17 protein-coding genes and 2 riboswitches are annotated in these 18650 nt (G+C 44.0%); of the genes, 15 read left to right on the plus strand and 2 right to left on the minus strand.

Features of this window, described 5'->3' with window-relative positions:
- Positions 1 to 124: 124 nt before the first annotated feature.
- On the minus strand, positions 125 to 1534 hold the full coding sequence (gene gabP / locus bslm_RS03405) for a GABA permease (RefSeq protein ID WP_003233998.1): 1410 nt from the start codon (positions 1532 to 1534) through the stop codon (positions 125 to 127).
- A 37-nt stretch (positions 1535 to 1571) separates the two neighbouring features.
- Positions 1572 to 1859, minus strand: a complete 288-nt coding sequence (locus bslm_RS20410; RefSeq protein WP_009966725.1) for a hypothetical protein — start codon at positions 1857 to 1859, stop codon at positions 1572 to 1574.
- Positions 1860 to 1931: 72 nt separating this feature from the next.
- Here bslm_RS20410 and mneS point away from each other — a divergent pair, with 72 nt between their 5' ends.
- The 15 genes from mneS to purB all read left to right on the plus strand — a co-directional run bounded on the left by mneS (position 1932) and on the right by purB (position 18591).
- Entirely contained in the window at positions 1932 to 2804 is an 873-nt protein-coding gene (mneS, locus tag bslm_RS03410; protein WP_003233995.1) for a manganese transporter MneS, read from the plus strand.
- Between the two features lie 349 nt (positions 2805 to 3153).
- Positions 3154 to 4116, plus strand: a complete 963-nt coding sequence (locus tag bslm_RS03415) for an AAA family ATPase (RefSeq protein WP_046160136.1) — start codon at positions 3154 to 3156, stop codon at positions 4114 to 4116.
- Positions 4116 to 5312: a DUF58 domain-containing protein gene (locus bslm_RS03420; RefSeq protein WP_046160137.1), complete on the plus strand. Its 1197-nt coding sequence runs from the start codon at positions 4116 to 4118 to the stop codon at positions 5310 to 5312. Before bslm_RS03415 ends, bslm_RS03420 begins: the two co-directional genes overlap by 1 nt.
- Before the next feature lie 21 nt (positions 5313 to 5333).
- On the plus strand, positions 5334 to 7547 hold the full coding sequence (locus bslm_RS03425; RefSeq protein ID WP_046160138.1) for a DUF4129 domain-containing transglutaminase family protein: 2214 nt from the start codon (positions 5334 to 5336) through the stop codon (positions 7545 to 7547).
- A 162-nt stretch (positions 7548 to 7709) separates the two neighbouring features.
- Positions 7710 to 9251, plus strand: a complete 1542-nt coding sequence (gene guaA, locus bslm_RS03430; RefSeq protein ID WP_003233970.1) for a glutamine-hydrolyzing GMP synthase — start codon at positions 7710 to 7712, stop codon at positions 9249 to 9251.
- Positions 9252 to 9359: 108 nt separating this feature from the next.
- Entirely contained in the window at positions 9360 to 9893 is a 534-nt protein-coding gene (locus bslm_RS03435; RefSeq protein ID WP_019712792.1) for a sigma-70 family RNA polymerase sigma factor, read from the plus strand.
- Entirely contained in the window at positions 9875 to 11341 is a 1467-nt protein-coding gene (locus bslm_RS03440) for a DUF4179 domain-containing protein (RefSeq protein WP_019712793.1), read from the plus strand. Before bslm_RS03435 ends, bslm_RS03440 begins: the two co-directional genes overlap by 19 nt.
- Before the next feature lie 147 nt (positions 11342 to 11488).
- Positions 11489 to 11590: riboswitch (purine riboswitch) on the plus strand.
- A gap of 135 nt (positions 11591 to 11725) precedes the next feature.
- Positions 11726 to 13048, plus strand: coding sequence for a hypoxanthine/guanine permease PbuG (gene pbuG / locus bslm_RS03445; RefSeq protein ID WP_003233968.1), 1323 nt, complete (start codon positions 11726 to 11728; stop codon positions 13046 to 13048).
- 210 nt (positions 13049 to 13258) lie between these two features.
- Positions 13259 to 14062 carry a hypothetical protein gene (locus tag bslm_RS03450; protein ID WP_046160140.1) on the plus strand — a complete coding sequence of 268 codons (804 nt, stop codon included), beginning with the start codon at positions 13259 to 13261 and terminating at the stop codon, positions 14060 to 14062.
- Between the two features lie 158 nt (positions 14063 to 14220).
- Entirely contained in the window at positions 14221 to 14388 is a 168-nt protein-coding gene (locus bslm_RS20415) for a Fur-regulated basic protein FbpA (RefSeq protein ID WP_003244066.1), read from the plus strand.
- Positions 14389 to 14601: 213 nt separating this feature from the next.
- On the plus strand, positions 14602 to 15156 hold the full coding sequence (locus bslm_RS03455; RefSeq protein WP_015482896.1) for a DUF2179 domain-containing protein: 555 nt from the start codon (positions 14602 to 14604) through the stop codon (positions 15154 to 15156).
- Positions 15156 to 15353, plus strand: coding sequence for an NETI motif-containing protein (locus tag bslm_RS03460; protein WP_003219403.1), 198 nt, complete (start codon positions 15156 to 15158; stop codon positions 15351 to 15353). Before bslm_RS03455 ends, bslm_RS03460 begins: the two co-directional genes overlap by 1 nt.
- A 79-nt stretch (positions 15354 to 15432) precedes the next feature.
- A riboswitch (purine riboswitch) is annotated at positions 15433 to 15534 on the plus strand.
- A 141-nt stretch (positions 15535 to 15675) separates the two neighbouring features.
- Positions 15676 to 16164, plus strand: a complete 489-nt coding sequence (gene purE, locus bslm_RS03465; RefSeq protein ID WP_003244134.1) for a 5-(carboxyamino)imidazole ribonucleotide mutase — start codon at positions 15676 to 15678, stop codon at positions 16162 to 16164.
- On the plus strand, positions 16157 to 17299 hold the full coding sequence (purK, locus tag bslm_RS03470; RefSeq protein ID WP_014479059.1) for a 5-(carboxyamino)imidazole ribonucleotide synthase: 1143 nt from the start codon (positions 16157 to 16159) through the stop codon (positions 17297 to 17299). Before purE ends, purK begins: the two co-directional genes overlap by 8 nt.
- Entirely contained in the window at positions 17296 to 18591 is a 1296-nt protein-coding gene (gene purB, locus bslm_RS03475) for an adenylosuccinate lyase (RefSeq protein ID WP_003233955.1), read from the plus strand. The genes purK and purB overlap by 4 nt, the downstream gene beginning before the upstream one ends.
- Positions 18592 to 18650 lie beyond the last annotated feature (59 nt).

Here is an 18650-nt window from a genome sequence, read left to right on the forward strand (position 1 = left end):
AAATTGGTACTATAGTTAATGACAATAAGGACGTGATGGTTACAAAAAATCTTCGTGCTGCAGACCACCCGAAGAAGAAAATAACAAAATCCTAAACGGCAGGCCGTTTAGGATTTGATCAGCATTAAGGCAGGATATCGGGCTGCTGCTGTGTGACTGGGTTGGCAGCCGCTTTCTCGCTCACCTTGCGTTTTCTGAACACAAGGTAAGAAATCAAAACGATTCCCGTGATGACGCCTGTCAGCAGCAGCTCGTCTCTCATGGAATCAATAAACGCCATGGACACTAAAATTCCGCAAATGGCGATGATGGTCAAGTAGGTTAGGAAAGGGAAGAGCCACATTTTGATCTTCAATGCTTCTGGGTTTGTTTTTTCGAGTTTTTTCCGCATTTTCAGCTGGGAAACGGCGATGACAAGATAGACGAGTAAAGCGATTGCGCCTGATGAGTTGACTAAGAATAAAAAGACGGTATCCGGTGAAAAATAGTTCATTACGACCGCGATATAAGAGAAAAATGTCCCGGCCACAATGGCTTGTACGGGAACGCCTTTTTTGCTCAATTTCATAAAACGGCGCGGCGCTTCATTTCTTTCTGCAAGTGAATACAGCATTCTGGATGTGGTATACAAACCTGAATTCAGGCAAGAGAGTACGGCTGTGAGGACGATAAAGTTCATAATCTGTGCGGCTGCCGGCACTCCTATATGCTCAAGTACAGCGACGAAAGGGCTTTCTAAAATATTTGCTGAATTCCATGGCAACAGCGCCACGACAATGGCGATTGAGCCCACGTAAAAGACGATGATGCGCCATACAACGGATCTGGTGGCTTTTGTCACAGATTCGATCGGGTTGGATGTTTCCCCTGCTGCAATGGCAACGATTTCAGTTCCCATAAAAGAGAAGATGACAACGACAATGCCGAGCAATACGGAGCTGATGCCCTCCGGGAAAAATCCGCCTTTGCCTGTAAGATTCGAAAAACCGACTGGCTCACTGCCCGGTGCAAAGCCAAAAATAAAGGCAAAACCAACGATTAGAAAAGCAATGATAGTCACAACTTTAATGAGGGAGAACCAATATTCAAACTCACCGAAAGACTTAACGGAGTAGACGTTTGTCAGGGTGAGCACAATGGTCAAGATCAAACTTGTCAGCCACAGCGGAATATCATGGAACCAGTATTGAATAATGCCAGCACCGGCAATGGCTTCGATCGCTATGACGATCACCCAGAAAAACCAGTACAGCCAGCCGATTGTAAATCCTGCCCACGGTCCGATGGCGTCGTGAGCGTATTGAGAAAACGATCCGCTCGTCGGGTTTACGGCAGACATCTCACCGAGCATTCTCATAATAAAAATCACCAATAATCCGGCTAACGCGTAAGAAACAACGGCACCCGGACCGGTCGAGTGAATCACTGAACCGCTGCCTACAAATAGGCCGGCTCCGATTACACCGGCAATCGAAATCATTGTCATATGGCGGGTCTTTAATTCCTTTTTTAATCCTGATTGAGACTGGTTCATAAGTTACCTCCTTTTAAAATGCAATCATTACTGAATATTATGATAATTGAAACTCTATCATAAATATACAGTTTGTCGAAAATTCGTGTAAGAAAATATACCAGCTTATTTCAAATTTGTAGTGTTTTGTTTGCGCTTTCAGCGAATGTGTGGAAAAAATGTTTCGTTTTTTATTCGCTGTGTGATTTTGCGTAATATTTACAATTCGATAGAATGCGAGAAGCACTGGTGTCCTTGGGTTTGATGGGATTTTTGGCGGAGCAAATAAATTGGATGAGAGAAAAAGTGTTCCTTCGTCACTATTTTTCTGTGGCGGGTGAATCATGTTTCTGTAGACCCACTGCGGATCAGCTTTGTAAGATAATAATAGGAAAATGTGAGCGAGAGGAGGTTTTGTATGGAGAGATATGATGAACTGAAAAAGGGAGAATCCGGAGCGCTGGTCAGCATTGCCGCGTATCTAGTTCTTTCCGCAATTAAACTGATCATCGGTTATCTTTTTCACTCGGAAGCACTTACGGCAGACGGGTTAAATAACACAACTGACATTATTGCTTCTGTTGCTGTGCTGATTGGCCTGCGCATCTCTCAAAAGCCTCCTGACGAAGATCATCCATACGGCCACTTTCGAGCGGAAACGATTGCATCGCTTATCGCATCGTTTATTATGATGGTTGTCGGACTGCAAGTGCTGTTCAGCGCCGGAGAATCTATTTTTTCTGCTAAACAAGAGACGCCAGATATGATTGCGGCTTGGACGGCAGCGGGCGGGGCAGTCCTGATGCTGATCGTTTACCGGTACAATAAAAGGCTGGCCAAAAAGGTGAAGAGCCAGGCGCTCCTTGCTGCGGCTGCTGATAATAAATCAGACGCATTCGTCAGTATCGGCACATTTATCGGCATTGTGGCTGCTCAATTCCATCTTGCTTGGATTGATACGGTCACTGCGTTTGTGATCGGTCTGCTTATTTGCAAGACCGCATGGGATATCTTTAAAGAGTCATCTCACTCTTTGACAGATGGATTCGACATAAAGGACATTTCCGCTTATAAACAGACAATCGAAAAAATCTCCGGTGTGAGCCGTTTAAAAGACATAAAAGCAAGATACTTGGGCAGTACGGTTCATGTTGATGTGGTGGTTGAGGTATCGGCAGATTTAAATATTACGGAAAGCCACGATATAGCCAATGAAATTGAGCGGAGAATGAAGGAGGAGCATGCGATTGATTATTCGCATGTTCATATGGAGCCTTTAGAACAAAAATAATGGAGCTTCCTGTCACAGGAAGCTTCAGCGTGTCGACAAACCCTCGCATTCGTTGTCAGGTCTGCGCTTCGGTGCTCACGAATTAGAACATTCGCTCCGCTCCTATGCTCGTCCTTCCTAGACTTCAAGGGTTTTCAATCACGCTGAAAAGATGACAAAACCCTAAAATGAAAGCCATTTTAGGATTTTGTCAACAATCTGGAGCTTCCTGCCACAGGAAGCTTTTTTGTGTGTTTTGGCCAGCTTTATTGGTAACAATTTGCTAGAATCGTTTTTTTATACAGATTGCTTTTTGTGGTAAAGTTAGGTTACATTATGATGAATTTTGTAGATGACTAGGAGGAAAATAATGGCATATCAAGAAGACCTGCATCCTTTGCTGGGGAAAGCAGTTGAACATATTAATAGAGTAATGGTTGGAAAACGAGACATCGCCATACTCAGCTTAGCAGCCCTTCTTGCCAAAGGGCATGTGCTGCTTGAGGATGTACCCGGAGTCGGAAAAACGATGATGGTCCGCGCGCTGGCAAAGTCAATCGGCGCCGATTTCAAAAGAATCCAATTCACTCCGGATTTGCTGCCATCTGATGTAACAGGGGTATCTATCTATAATGCGAAAACGATGGAATTTGAATATCGTCCCGGCCCAATTATGGGAAATATCGTGCTGGCAGATGAAATCAACCGTACCTCTCCGAAGACACAGTCGGCTTTGCTCGAAGCGATGGAAGAGGGGAGCGTCACGGTAGATGGCCATACGATGCAGCTTGCCGATCCGTTTTTTGTGATGGCAACGCAAAACCCGGTCGAATATGAAGGGACCTATCCTTTGCCGGAAGCTCAGCTTGACCGTTTTTTATTCAAACTTCGGATGGGTTATCCGTCCTTTAATGAAGAGCTTGACGTCTTATCTCTTCAGGAAAAAAGCCATCCGATTGAGACGCTTGAGCCGGTTATTGCAAAAGAAGACTTCATCTGTTTACAGAGGGAAGTGCAAAATGTCCGTGCTGATGACAGCATTAAGGAATATATCGTTGAAATTGTGCAGAAAACGAGACAGCATCCTTCTGTTCAATTAGGCGTCAGTCCGCGCGGCTCAATCGCCCTCATGAAAGCGGCACAGGCATACGCGCTGCTGCATCATCGCGACTATGTCATACCGGATGATATTCAATATTTAGCTCCTTTCACGCTGCCGCACCGGATGATGCTTCATTCTGAGGCAAAATTTGAAGGGATTCAGGCAGAAGCGATCGTAAGGGAGATCATGTCAGCTGTGAAGGTGCCGGTTCAAAGGTCGTCGGTCCGCTGATGAATAAGAAATGGCAATGGCTCGTATATGGTTGGAAGCTGATTATATTAATTTTATTGACGGCTGCTGTTTTTTCTTATGCGATGTTTCAGGGCGGCTTTGTCAGCTGGTTTTTGTTTTACGCGTTTCTCCCTTTTGTCTTGTATGCCGGGCTGCTGGCCTTGTATCCGCTCCGTTCTTTTCAGGCTTCAAGGCAAATGGATAGAACACAATTACATGCGGGGGACAGGCTGGGCGTAACGGTTACGCTGAGAAGAAAGCTGCCATTTCCCCTGATGTATATGGTGATTGAAGATTGCCTGCCAGAAGGTATCGAGTCATTAAATCGAGACGGAGCCGCGGCCAAACGGCTCGTTTTTCCTTGGTTTAAACGGAGCATGACGATGTCGTATGAATTAGCTCGGGTACCGCGCGGAGAGCATCACTTTCATTCTGTCAGGGTGCGAACCGGGGATGTTCTTGGCTTGATTGAAAAAACAGCATTTTTTGAGCTGAATGATACCTTGTTTGTTTATCCATTCTATCAGCGTTTTTCCTATCAGGTGAATGAGAGGCATCAGGAAGACGGTGTAAGCGGTTCTTCTCCTATTCATCAGCACCATTCCTCAGTCGCAGCAAGTGTGCGGAATTATCAGCCGGGAGACCGGTTTGCTGCGTTAGATTGGAAGACCTCTGCACGGCGGAGCCAGCTGATGACGAAGGAATTTGAGCCTTCTCGCAGCAAAAATCTGTTTCTGCTGATGGACCGTTTTTCCTCAGACGCATTCGAAGAGGTCGTTTCAGTGACAGCTTCGATTCTTCATTCTGTTTTAAAAAACGGCGCGGGTGCTGGTCTGGCTTCCATCGGGAAGGAAAAAAACATTTTCCCTATTCAGGAAGGGGATCAGCATTTTAAGCACATGCTTCGGCATTTAGCCATCGCTCATTGTGATGCGGCAGACCCGATAAGCCGATATGCACGGGAAGAGCTGGGAAAGCCATCTGTTCGCCAAGCTGATCAAGTTGTTGTCACGGGACAGTTAACGGAAGATATGCTGCACCTCGCAGAAATAGGAGGCGGCCGGGTTACGGTGATACTGGCAAAAGAGAAAGATGCTGAGCTCTCTCAAGCTGAAAATGTCATGATTGAACGCATGATGAAACGCCAAATCAGAGTTCGGGTCATGAGGGGCGGGCGAGTTTCGCGTGTTGTTTAGAAAGAGAGGTGACTGGTTCACATGCCGCACGATGATCACAAGGGAAGCCGTTTGAGCTTGCTGTTATTTTATTTTCTGGCTTTTTTATTGCTGTGGGAGTGGCTCAGGCCGCTTGACAGTTTTACTGAAACGAAACATACAGGCTTTTTTAGTGTCTTTATCGGTTTGACGTTTCTGCTGACTTTTTTCAGGATGAGGTGGTTTGTCACCGTTCCTTTTTGTGTCATATTTACATTGATCTCGATACACATCCTGTTTTATCAAGGATCTATATTCGACTTGAGCTGGGTCAGCTCTTTTTTGCAGGATGTCTATTTGAATATCACGCTGATTCAATCAGGGCAATGGAATGACATGATTCCTTCTTTTCGGACCCTGCTGTTTTTTGTGCTGCTGTGGCTGCTGGTCTATCTCCTGCATTATTGGGTGATTTACCAGAGAAGAATTTTGTTTTTCTTTATGATGACAGTAGCGTATATTACGATTCTTGATACCTTTACGCCATATGATGCCACTTTTGCCGTCATCCGTATCGTGCTGATCGGCTTCTTTATGCTGGGCCTTTTATACTTGGAGCGCATTAAGCTGATGGAAAGAATCACACTGCCAAAAACATCTGTCCTCAAATGGTTTCTTCCTTTATCTGTATTGGTTTTGGCTGCAACGGGATTCGGACTCGCCGCTCCAAAATCAGATCCAGCCTGGCCTGATCCGGTGCCTTTTCTTAAAAAAATCACTCATCAAGACCGCGTGTCTGCAGGGGAAAGCAAAATCGGATACGGGAATCATGATGAATCACTCGGCGGCCCGTTCCAGCAGGATGCTACACCTGTTTTTACATGGCAGGGAAAAGAGCGTACGTATTTCCGTGTGGAAACGAAGGACACGTATACCGGAAAAGGCTGGATTGAAACAGACACAGGCATGTCGTATCAGCTTAGCAGAGGAAAAGTTGAAAATCTGTGGTTTGACCATAAAGTTGCGACAGAGCGCCGCACCGTCCGTGTAAAAGTCGACAAGCACTACGGGTATAACCATCTGATGTATCCGATTGGTGTGGAAACCATTCAGCCAAAGCAGGCTGTCTCACTTGAAATGAACGGCAACACGGAGCAAATTTCTCCGATCAGTGAACAAGCCGGTGAAATCAGAAATATGGGGAATTATACTGTAACGTACAATTCCCCGGTTTATAAGCTGGATGAACTGAGAAAGGTAAAAGTGAGAAAAAACAGTGAGGAGTACACATTCAGCGATCGCTACATGCAGCTTCCAGATTCACTGCCAGAGCGGGTGAGAACCCTTGCGATCAAACTGACTCAGGATCACGACAATATGTTTGATAAGGTGAAAGCGGTTGAGGACTATTTAGGGTCAAATGCGTTCACCTATGAAACAGAAAACGTGACCATTCCTAAGAATGATGAAGATTATGTCGATCAATTTCTCTTTGAAACGAAAATGGGTTATTGTGATAACTTTTCTTCCGCCATGGTGGTGCTCTTGCGCTCGGCCGGCATTCCGGCCCGCTGGGTAAAGGGTTATACGTCCGGCGAATACAAAGAAGCAGGAAACAAAAATGGCAGCATCTACGAAGTGACAAATAACAATGCCCATTCCTGGGTAGAGGTGTATTTCCCGGAACAGGGCTGGGTTACATTTGAGCCGACTAAAGGGTTTACAAATCCGGCTGAATTTACTTCTTCTGACACAAAGGACTCCGGCAGCGATAAAAGCAGCTCGCCGAAGAAAGCAAAAGAGAAACAGAAAGAAGAGAAAAAACAGCCGCAAAAAGAGGAAAAACAAAAGGAAAAGCGGGAGCCAGCTGTTTCTAAAAAGCCGTCCGCTTCACATACCAATGCCGGTGCGGGCTTGTATGCAGCGCTTGCGATTCTTGCAGTCCTCCTGGTGGCAGCTGTATTGCTGTATGTTTTCCGCTCGTTATGGATTCCTGTTTTCGCCGTGAGGAAATTGAAGCGGCGCAACGATCAGCACGCGTTTTTTGAGGCATATGACGCGCTGCTGAAACAACTGAAGAGAAAAGGGCTGCCGAAACGAGGCAGTGAAACGCTGCGTGATTATGCAAAACGAATCGATGAAAAATACGACATAGAAGACATGTCAAAGCTGACATTAAGCTATGAAAGGGCGCTTTACAGAAATGAAGATTCTTCAGCGCTTTGGAATGATTCCAGAGAGTTATGGGAAAATTTAATTAAAAGAAGATGGTCTTGACCGCTTATCAACGTGTTGTTAGAATTAGTGAATATTATCGGAGTCTGGGAGCGAGTTGGCCTGACTCCGGCAAACGGCCTTGCCAAAGAGGGCGGAGCGAGCTTCATATCTGTCCTCGTTTTTTTCTGTGTCAAAAAACTTAGAGGAGATTAGGTGACAACCATGACAAAGTTAGTGAATGAAATGATTCTTGTCCTTGATTTCGGCAGTCAGTATAACCAGCTGATTACACGCCGTATCCGTGAATTCGGTGTTTACAGCGAGCTGCATCCACATACATTGACGGCTGAAGAAATTAAAAAAATGAATCCAAAAGGAATTATTTTATCCGGCGGTCCAAACAGTGTGTATGATGAAAACTCTTTCCGCTGTGACGAGAAAATCTTCGAGCTTGATATTCCTGTTTTGGGAATTTGCTACGGCATGCAGCTGATGACTCATTACCTTGGCGGTAAAGTTGAAGCGGCAAGCCAGCGTGAATACGGAAAAGCAAACATCCGCATCGAAGGCACACCTGATTTGTTCAAAGATCTTCCAAACGAACAAGTGGTTTGGATGAGCCACGGCGATTTGGTTGTAGAAGTTCCTGAAGGCTTCACTGTTGACGCGACAAGCCATCACTGCCCGAACTCAGCGATGAGCAAAGCGGACAAAAAATGGTATGGCGTTCAGTTCCACCCGGAAGTGCGCCACTCTGAATACGGCAATGATCTTCTGAAAAACTTTGTATTCGGTGTTTGCGAATGCGAAGGCGAATGGTCAATGGAGAACTTTATCGAAATCGAAATGCAAAAAATCCGTGAAACGGTCGGAGACAAACAGGTTCTTTGCGCGCTAAGCGGCGGCGTTGATTCCTCTGTTGTTGCTGTTTTGATTCATAAAGCGATCGGCGACCAGCTGACTTGTATCTTTGTAGACCATGGTCTTCTCCGTAAAGGCGAAGCTGAGGGTGTTATGAAAACATTCAGCGAAGGCTTTAACATGAATGTGATTAAAGTAGACGCAAAAGATCGATTCTTAAACAAACTAAAAGGCGTTTCTGATCCTGAGCAAAAACGCAAAATCATCGGTAATGAATTCATTTACGTGTTTGATGATGAAGCGGACAAGCTCAAAGGCATCGACTACCTTGCACAAGGAACGCTTTACACAGATATCATCGAGAGCGGTACAGCAACGGCGCAAACGATCAAATCTCACCACAATGTCGGCGGGCTTCCTGAAGACATGCAGTTTGAGCTGATCGAGCCGTTAAACACGCTCTTCAAAGACGAAGTGCGCGCGCTAGGCACAGAGCTCGGCATTCCGGATGAAATCGTATGGCGTCAGCCGTTCCCAGGACCGGGCCTCGGAATCCGTGTTCTTGGCGAAGTAACAGAAGAAAAACTTGAAATCGTTCGTGAATCAGATGCAATCTTGCGTGAAGAAATTGCAAATCACGGCTTAGAGCGTGATATCTGGCAATACTTCACTGTTCTTCCTGACATCCGCAGCGTTGGTGTTATGGGTGACGCAAGAACATATGATTACACAATCGGAATCCGTGCCGTTACATCAATAGACGGCATGACATCAGACTGGGCACGTATCCCGTGGGATGTGCTTGAAGTCATTTCGACACGTATCGTAAACGAAGTGAAGCACATTAACCGCGTGGTGTACGATATTACAAGTAAGCCGCCTGCGACGATTGAGTGGGAATAAGAAAATAACAAAGGAAAAACGTCCCTTTTTCAAAAGGGGCGTTTTTTTGTTAACTTTTTGAAACCGTTTCGACAGTTTTCGTATCTAACAACATAGGAGGTGGATAAGGTGAAGGAAGAAAGATTGATTACAAAGGCGAGAAAAGGAAATGCTCGGGCCTTTGAAAAGCTTATGCTGGCACATCAGGAGACTTTATATAAAACAGCTTATCTCTATTTAAGAAATAAAGAAGATGCACTTGATGCTGTACAGGAAACGGCTTATAAAGCTTTTATAGGTATAGAAAAACTAAAAGAGCCAAAGTACTTTTTAACGTGGCTCACCCGAATTCTTATTAATTCAATTTTTGCAATGAAGAAAAAGAAGGGGGAATTAGTTCCGTTTGAAAGCCATCATGACACTGGCACGGACCAAAGGAATATTGAAGAATATATAGACTTGCGCAATGCGCTGGATACACTTGATGAACATGTTCAGTTAACAATTCAGCTATATTATTTTCAAGATTATTCGATTTCAATGATAGCTGAACAAACAGGAATGGCAGAAGGCACAATTAAAACCCATTTACATAGAGCGAGAAAAGCATTGAAACAGGAGCTGGAAAAGGAGGATCAAAACAAATGGACAAACACCAAGTAAAGCAGATATTTGATGATATTGAAGTGCCTAAGAAAGCGCTAAAAAAGACAGTACATCAAGCTGTCGTTCGTGCTGAAAACGAAGGTAACACGAGGCGCCGTTTTAAATGGGGACGAACCTTTACAAATGGAATTGCTGTTGCTGCTGTGGTAGGTATACTGTATTTAACGTCCGGCCTTTTTCTGCCTTCTGTAAACAAAGCGATGGGGAGCATACCCATTGTCGGACAAATTTATAAGGATTTTCAAGATAAAGTTGGTCTATCATTGTTTAAAAGCAATTTGGTCACAGCTTTAAATGAAAAAGCAGACTCCAGGGGAATCACTGTTTCTGTAAACAGCTCCTATTACGATGCCGGACAGCTTGTTTATAACTTCACTGTTGATAACTTCCACTCTGATGAAAAAGAGATCATGTATGATGTCGACGAAACGAGTTATAGCGACAACTTTTCAATCAACTACGATTCCTTAATGCTTAAAAAATTAAATAACAAGCAATACGCAGGACAATTAAGGATTTATACAAATGGTACTGAAATAAAAAATGGGGAAACCGTGCCCTTTGTAATTACTCATATCAATGAAATACAGGGAAATTGGAGATTCAAACTGCCTATTACCAAAAAGAATGCGGGTTATTTAGAAAGCTCAAAAGTTATATCGGCTTATCATAATCGTTATCAATTTTCCAATATTCAAGTGGAAAACGGGAAACTTGGATCTGTCCTTCAATTTACAATCGATTATCAAGGCATAGCAAAGCATGATACGGTTGAAATTAACGAAGTTAAAGATGATTTAGGAAACACATACGAGATGTCAGCATCAAACATCGAACTTGGAGATCGCATAAAGGTAAACGAGAGAACGGTTAGAGCAAAAGGACAAACACAGTTAGAATCACCAATCAATCCAAAAGCGAAAAAGCTAACATTAATTGCAGATATTAGATCTGAGGCTGAGGGCAGTGAAATCGTCCCTCTAAATGCAGAGATGCCGTATCGTCTTTCGGAAACAAAGCATCAAAACATAGGGATAGAAATCAATAACATTAAACAAGAGGGGAGGGAAGTATTGGTTCATTACCGTTTCACTGGAGTTGATACTTCAAATATGTCAAAAGATGACTTAGTGAATATAGGTGAAACGATTGGCCTTGGTGATATAAAAAAAATGCAATCTTGGCCTGATCCAGTAGGTGATTATGAAGAAGGTTATTATTTGAAAGGAAATATTGCTAAAGTGAAAAATATGAAAACAGCCGAAATGGTATCTACTTTTGAACTGGATGATGATTATAATGATAAGCTGTCTTTAAAGCATTTTGAGTTTAATGAATACGGTCTGTATATTGATAACGGCGTTTTAAATGACCTGATTCAACTAAAGCCATTCTCGTTTACTGTACCAGTGCATCAGGTGAGTCAGCCTACCGAAAAAAAATAATCATAAGTTGAAAAGCCGTATGTTGCCATACATACGGTTTTTATCATTGTTACCAATTTAGTCAATAGACGAATAAACCAATTTTTTTAATAAGTAATGTTCGTTGTTTATATTGTCAATTCAAAATGAACTTGGTACAATAGACACAGAAATCAAATAAGATGAATTCGTATAATCGCGGGAATATGGCTCGCAAGTCTCTACCAAGCTACCGTAAATGGCTTGACTACGTAAACATTTCTTTCGTTTGATATAAATAAAACACGTTTATTTATTCGAACTGAAATCCGTCTGTAGTCAAGCGTCCCAAAATGTATTGGGACGTTTTTTATTTGGCGTTTTCAGGACAGAATAAATAGCAAAGAGTGAAGGGAGTCAAATAGCTTGAAAACGTTTTTTCAGTTTGATGAGCTGGGCACCAGCTATCGCAATGAAATCATTGGCGGATTAACGACTTTTTTATCTATGGCATATATTCTGTTCGTCAATCCGATTACGCTTGCTTTGGAGAGCGTGAAAGATTTTCCGGAGGCGCTGAGAATTGACCAGGGTGCGGTCTTTACGGCGACAGCGCTGGCGTCTGCAGCAGGCTGTATCTTAATGGGATTAATAGCGAGATATCCGATTGCCATTGCGCCGGGTATGGGGCTGAACGCGTTTTTTGCGTTTTCTGTTGTCCTTGGTATGGGTATTTCATGGCAGGCAGCTTTGTCCGGTGTTTTTATTTCAGGTCTTATTTTCGTTGCTCTTTCTTTAACAGGTTTTCGTGAAAAAATCATCAACGCCATTCCGCCTGAGCTGAAATTGGCAGTCGGTGCGGGGATCGGCCTGTTTATTACATTCGTTGGCTTACAAGGCTCAGGAATCATTACTGCAAATCCTTCTACGCTCGTCACGATCGGAAACATTCACAGCGGTCCTGTGCTGTTAACGATTTTCGGTGTGATTGTCACGGTTATTTTAATGGTGCTTCGCGTGAACGCAGGCGTGTTTATCGGGATGCTATTAACAGCGGTAGCCGGCATGATTTTCGGTTTGGTTCCGGTTCCGACTCAAATTATCGGCAGTGTGCCAAGCCTTGCGCCGACTTTCGGACAAGCGTGGATTCACCTCCCGGATATTTTCTCTGTACAAATGCTGATCGTTATTTTAACATTCTTGTTTGTCGGATTTTTTGATACAGCTGGTACACTTGTTGCTGTGGCAACACAAGCTGGTTTAATGAAGGAAAACAAATTGCCGCGTGCGGGCCGTGCGCTTTTAGCTGATTCATCTTCTATTGTGATCGGTGCCGTGCTTGGTACGTCTACAACAACTTCTTACGTGGAATCAAGCTCAGGTGTCGCTGCGGGTGCCCGTTCAGGATTTGCCGCAATTGTAACAGGAATTCTCTTTTTACTGGCTACGTTTTTCTCTCCACTCCTATCAGTCGTTACGTCAAATGTAACAGCGCCGGCGCTTATTATTGTGGGTGCATTGATGGTGGCGCCGCTTGGCAAAATCGCTTGGGATAAGTTCGAGGTGGCCGTTCCTGCTTTCCTTACCATGATCATGATGCCGTTAACGTACAGCATCGCGACTGGTATTGCCATCGGGTTTATTTTCTATCCGATTACAATGGTGTGCAAAGGAAAAGCCAAAGAGGTTCATCCAATCATGTACGGGCTGTTTATCGTATTTATCCTGTACTTTATCTTCTTAAAATAAGAATTGAAAAACCAGCTGCACCGGCAGCTGGTTTTTTTGTTGCAAAAGATAAAACCATTTCATACGATATACCGTCATGTAGATGTGCCGCCATGCTTTACTTAAATGGAAATGACTTGACTGTTCAGGAAGGCTTCGGTACCTTATATAAGTGTTTTATTTTCTTGCTGAATGGTATTCCGCCGTATTTTTTTGATAGGAGTTGCTGACATGACGGAAGAAAGAAAAGAAACGTTTGAAGAAGAAATTAACCAGAGTGAAAGAATAGATGCAGATGAAGAACCGCTATCGAGAATGTCCAGAAAGGCGAGCCGGCAAAGCAAGCAGAAGCAAAAACAAAAGCAGAAACCGCGCCAGGAACGCGGTGAATCAACTGTTAAAGACAAGCTTGCGTCTGTTTGGGCAGCCATCAACAGATATTGCGGTTTTGCGTTCTCGATTTTAAAATCTCCGGCGAAAACTGTCGTAACGGATGGTTTTTCTCATTATAAGTACGGTCTGATTTCAATGCTTATATTCAGTATCATTTTTTCAATTGGGAATTGGTTTCAGTTAAAGGCAAGCTGGAATCGGCCGCTCGGTTTCGGAGAACGCCATCATGCTTTCTATGACGGGTTTTTAGTTGTTCTTGTGTATTTGCTGATCTTTTTCGCGGTAATGGTCTTTGCTATATGGGCTGTCTCCCGCTATATGATGAAGCAGAAGGTGACGTTCAGAGAAGCGGCTGCCGTATTGGGTTCATTGCTTGTACCCGTAATTGCTGTTTCAATCCTTTGGCTGATCTTTGCGATCGTAAATATCCCAATGCTGACAGTACTGTTTACGGTGCTGATCTTGTTTTCCATCTTTTTTATCATCGCGCTGTATGTACAGCGTGTGTACCAGGCGGCACAAGATGCATCAATTGATTATATCTATTGTGTATTTGCAGTGGTTGCGATAGCGCTGCTGTTTACGGCAGTGACTTGGCCGTTTATTTCGGAATATTTTACGGCGTCGCTGATTCCGCTTTAATGAAAAAACCGGCTAATCCTAGCCGGTTTTTTTATGTCACACTTTTTACAAATATATCTAAAAAACATAGTTGATTTGTAGGATTAACCCGTGTATGATGGGGAAAATGCTGAAAACGTCCAGCGCAAAAACCTTTATGTTTAAGGAGGATGATGGACATGGCTGATGTACTTCGCCGAGCAATTAACCAAAAGAAGCAATTTTTAAAAACCAAATTACTGCTCTCGGAATTTTATCAAGGAAGAGGGGAACAGCTTGCGGACTACACGCTGAGTGAGCTTGAGAAAGAATACAAGTCCCTTCAGAAAATGAAAAAAGAGATCTGACAATAGATATAAAGAGGTGAGTCTGCTGAAAAGCGGGCTTTTTTGTTTTGATTTTGAAAAGGCGAGAAAGAGGGTAAACTACTACTGTTCAACGCATAAAAGCATGTCGAAATATTTTGCTTAAGCTTATGGGCGAAGCTGATTGTAAACGGCTCATTTCTCTAGTAGAATATGAATGCTTTGTGCAAGCTGAAGAGTAGGGGGATGAATAAAATGATGCAAACCATCTTATCAAATGGGATAGCCATGGTTCTCATAATTCTCATTATTAATATTGTCTATGTGTCATTTTTTACGATAAGAATGATTTTAACGCTGAAAGGACAGCGTTATTTAGCGGCCGGCATCAGTACGATTGAAATACTGGTTTATGTGACAGGACTGAGTCTGGTGCTCGATAACTTAGACCAGATTCAAAATGTGATCGCGTACGCGCTTGGTTACGGTCTTGGCGTAATTGTCGGCATGAAAATAGAAGAAAAATTGGCGCTTGGCTATATTATGGTCAATGTGATTACGAAGGAGCTCGATCTTGATCTTCCGAAGCAGCTCCGTGAAAAAGGCTACGGCGTGACAAATTGGGTGGCAGGCGGGCTTGAAGGCGACCGCACAGCCCTTCAGATCCTGACGCCGAGAAAATATGAACTCCAGCTATATGATACGATTAAAACACTTGATTCAAAAGCCTTTATTATTGCGTACGAACCAAAAACAATCCACGGCGGCTTCTGGGTCAAAGCGGTGAAGAAGAGGAGAATTAAAGAATAATGGCAAAGCCGAAGAAGAAAAAGTTTGAAGTGACAGAGCAGCAAACGATTGATGCGGTGCTTCAGCAAATGAAAGAAGAAGGATATCTGCCTGTAAGGCGAATGGAAGAACCTATTTTTATGGAAAAAAAGGAAAATGGGTCAATTCAGATCGTTCCGTGCGGGAAAAAAATCGTATTTGAAGGGAAATTGATCTAAAACACGAACATTAGTAGAATGAATTTTTGTATCGTTCGATAATATCGTTGACATTATCCATGTCCGTTGTTAAGATAAACATGAAATCAAAACACGACCTCATATAATCTTGGGAATATGGCCCATAAGTTTCTACCCGGCAACCGTAAATTGCCGGACTATGCAGGAAAGTGATCGATAAAACTGACATGGATATATCGCAGAAGCGAACGACTGACGATACATGTACCATGCCCGGTTTGTATTGCTTCCTCATAAGTGCAATGCAGAGCGGGTATTTTTTATTTTCTGAAAACAAAAGCATTAGAAGGTGGGGAACAGAATGCAGCCGCTAGTAGGAATCATCATGGGAAGCACTTCCGATTGGGAGACAATGAAACACGCATGCGACATACTTGACGAACTCAATGTTCCGTACGAAAAAAAGGTCGTTTCCGCTCACCGGACGCCTGATTTCATGTTTGAATATGCTGAAACTGCTAGAGAAAGAGGCATCAAGGTGATTATTGCCGGTGCCGGAGGAGCGGCGCATCTGCCAGGGATGACGGCTGCGAAAACAACACTGCCAGTCATTGGAGTTCCGGTTCAGTCCAAGGCGCTGAACGGAATGGATTCACTTCTTTCCATCGTCCAAATGCCTGGAGGCGTGCCTGTTGCGACAACATCCATCGGCAAAGCGGGTGCTGTGAACGCAGGCCTGTTAGCGGCGCAAATTTTGTCAGCATTTGACGAAGACCTTGCCCGTAAGCTGGATGAGAGAAGAGAAAATACAAAACAGACGGTGTTAGAAAGCAGTGATCAGCTTGTCTAAACAAATCATCTATCCGGGAGCTGTAATCGGCATTATCGGCGGCGGCCAGCTTGGGAAAATGATGGCTGTGTCCGCCAAACAAATGGGGTATAAAGTCGCGGTCGTTGATCCGGTGAAAGATTCGCCGTGCGGGCAGGTTGCGGATGTCGAAATTACCGCTCATTATAATGACCGTGAAGCGATTCGAAAATTGGCTGAAATCAGCGATATCATCACATATGAGTTTGAAAACATCGACTATGATGCGCTGCATTGGCTAAAAGATCATGCGTATCTCCCGCAAGGAAGTGAGCTGCTGCTCATTACCCAAAACCGTGAAACAGAGAAAAAAGCAATTCAATCCGCGGGCTGTGAAGTCGCACCGTACAGCATCGTCAAAACAAAGAATGAATTGAAACAGGCGGTACAGGAGCTCGGGTTACCCGCAGTTCTGAAGACATGCCGCGGCGGGTACGACGGCAAAGGCCAATTTGTGATAAAAGAAGAGGCGCAAATGGAGCAGGCAGCCGCTCTGTTAGAACACGGAACTTGCATTCTTGAAAGCTGGGTTTCTTTTAAAATGGAACTGTCGGTGATCGTCGTCAGATCGGTAAACGGTGAAATTTCAACATTTCCGACAGCTGAAAACATTCACCACAACAATATTCTTTTCCAAAGCATCGTGCCCGCACGGGTAGAGAAAGGGATTCAGCAGAAGGCTGCTGATCTCGCAGTTAAGCTTGCAGATGAGCTTAACCTTGTCGGACCGCTTGCTGTTGAGATGTTCCTGACAGAGGACGGAGAGCTTTTGGTCAATGAACTGGCGCCAAGACCGCACAATTCTGGGCATTATACGCTGGACCTTTGCGAGACGAGCCAGTTTGAGCAGCATATCAGAGCGGTATGCGGGCTTCCGCTTGGGAAGACAGATTTGCTGAAGCCGGGCATGATGGTGAATCTTCTCGGCGATGAAGTGAAGCTTGTTGAGGAAGACCCGGAGCTTTTAAAAGAGGCAAAGCTATATATATACGGAAAACATGAAATCAAAAAAGGCCGCAAAATGGGGCATATTACATTTATGAAGCAGCCTGAAGACGAATGGATTCAGGAGATCACAAATAAATGGATGAATAGAGACGGAGGACAAGCAGAATGATCGAACGTTATTCAAGACCTGAAATGTCTGCGATTTGGACGGATGAAAACAGATTTCAAGCATGGCTGGAGGTAGAGATTCTTGCCTGTGAAGCGTGGGCGGAGCTTGGTGTCATTCCGAAAGAAGATGTAAAAGTTATGCGCGAGAACGCGTCATTTGACATCAACCGTATTTTAGAAATCGAAAAGGACACGCGCCATGACGTTGTCGCTTTTACACGCGCCGTTTCCGAATCACTGGGTGAAGAAAGAAAATGGGTGCACTACGGCTTAACGTCAACTGATGTTGTTGATACGGCTCTTTCCTACTTATTAAAACAGGCAAACGATATTCTGCTCAAGGATCTTGAGAGATTTGTTGACATTATAAAAGAAAAAGCGAAAGAACATAAATACACAGTCATGATGGGGCGCACACACGGCGTACACGCTGAGCCTACAACATTCGGCTTAAAACTTGCGCTTTGGCATGAAGAAATGAAACGTAATCTTGAGCGCTTCAAACAAGCGAAAGCAGGCATCGAGGTTGGAAAGATTTCCGGTGCTGTCGGCACATATGCGAACATTGATCCATTTGTTGAACAATATGTCTGTGAGAAGCTCGGATTGAAAGCAGCACCGATTTCAACTCAAACCCTTCAGCGTGACCGCCATGCTGACTATATGGCAACACTTGCTTTGATCGCGACAAGCATCGAGAAATTCGCTGTGGAAATCCGCGGACTGCAAAAGAGTGAAACACGTGAAGTTGAGGAATTTTTCGCGAAAGGGCAAAAGGGTTCATCTGCAATGCCGCATAAACGAAATCCGATTGGCTCTGAAAACATGACAGGCATGGCGCGTGTGATCCGCGGTTACATGATGACAGCTTACGAAAATGTTCCATTATGGCATGAGCGCGATATTTCTCATTCTTCAGCAGAACGAATTATTCTTCCGGATGCGACAATTGCGCTGAACTACATGCTGAACCGCTTCTCCAACATCGTGAAGAACTTAACGGTCTTCCCGGAAAACATGAAGCGCAACATGGACCGCACTCTCGGTCTTATCTATTCTCAGCGTGTGCTGCTTGCTTTGATTGACACAGGCCTTACACGTGAAGAAGCCTATGATACAGTTCAGCCGAAAGCAATGGAAGCGTGGGAAAAACAAGTGCCGTTCCGCGAACTTGTTGAAGCGGAAGAGAAAATCACGTCACGTCTTTCTCCGGAAAAAATTGCTGACTGCTTTGATTACAATTACCATCTGAAAAATGTTGATCTGATCTTTGAACGTTTAGGTTTAGCATAGAAGAAGCTTTTAGCGGCTTCTTCTATGCCGCCGCAGTTTGAAAATTCCCAACATTCGGG

Source organism: Bacillus sp. LM 4-2, from assembly GCF_000978495.1.
Classification (GTDB): Bacteria; Bacillota; Bacilli; order Bacillales; family Bacillaceae; genus Bacillus; species Bacillus subtilis.